The sequence below is a fragment of the Candidatus Obscuribacterales bacterium genome (assembly GCA_036703605.1).
In the GTDB taxonomy this organism is placed as follows: domain Bacteria; phylum Cyanobacteriota; class Cyanobacteriia; order RECH01; family RECH01; genus RECH01.
The window spans coordinates 1-1163 of sequence record DATNRH010000013.1 but is presented as its reverse complement, the minus strand read 5'-3'; the positions used below and the strand labels follow the sequence as shown (position 1 = coordinate 1163).

At 55.7% G+C, this 1163-nt stretch carries 1 pseudogene; it reads right to left on the bottom strand.

The features are described 5' to 3' along the window. Window positions 1-27: 27 nt before the first annotated feature. Window positions 28-1099: pseudogene (locus tag V6D20_00430) on the bottom strand (IS630 family transposase). Window positions 1100-1163 lie beyond the last annotated feature (64 nt).

Below are 1163 nucleotides of genomic sequence, written 5' to 3'. Positions count from 1 at the left end.
ATATCAAGTCCGCTTAATCAACCACACTTAGCATTGAAACGCCTTCCACCAATGGAACTGGGTCAAGCCTGAGATAAAGTCGGTAAGGTTCAGGAGTTGTACACAGCGCCGCTCTACCCGTTCCAGTAGGTCATCAAGCGTGTCAAACACTCGGTTGGCCAAGGCCTCGTTGAGAATGGGCCAGAGTCGCTCAGCGGGTTGCATATGCGGAGAGTACGGGGGCAGAAAGGCCAGGTGCAGGCCGTCCGGTACGACCACCTGATCTGAGGTATGCCACCCGGCTTGATCCATGACCAACACGACCCGTTGCTTGGGGCCAATGCCAAAGTGGTTCGCGAAATCAGCCAAGACCCGATTAAACAGGTCGATATTGACCCGAGGCAACAGCCACCAATAGGTGTGTCCACTGCGAGGATGGACAAAGCCATAGAGCCAAAACCAGTCATAGCGACAGTGGACGGGAGCACTGAGCGACCCCCCCCAGTTATCGACCCACACCCGGCGTAGGATGGGATGGAGTCCCAAGCGATGTTCGTCCATGGCCCACAGCTGAACGTCGGCGTCGGGATGGGCGGCTTGGATCGTTTCCAGTTGACCGTGCAGATTTTTTTTCCCACACCCGCTGCTCCTCTTCGGTAGCGGCGTGCTGATGCTCGGGACGAGGCACCTTAAGAGAGAACTCCATCTGCTTGAGAATCTCCCAACCCCGTTGGCGGTGAACCGGACGACCTAGGTGTTCACTGAGCCAGTCGGCCACCTTGCGGCCATTCCAGAATCCACCATCCGGGGGCTCCGCTTGTAAGGCTTGGTACAGTAAAGCTTGCCTCTCATCATCAAGAATGACCTGCCCATGGCCTTGATTATGCTGGCGTTGGTCTCCCAGTGCCTCGGGGCCTTCGCGGTTATAGCTTCTGACCACGTCATAAATCCAGGCTCGGCTGTAGCCGGTCACCTCAGCGACCTCAGCGGTACGCTTGCCCAATTGCAACAGCCAGATGAGCTGATAATGCCCCCGCTCAATCCCGCTCTTGGCGGATTTATAGCGCTGCTCCAGTTCCTCAATGGTTAAATGTGGTTCTAGCTTCAGTCGACGCCCCATCTTGCTTTCAGCCTGTTATACAACTCCATTACTCATTCTAGGGTTGATTAGCCGGACTTGGTAT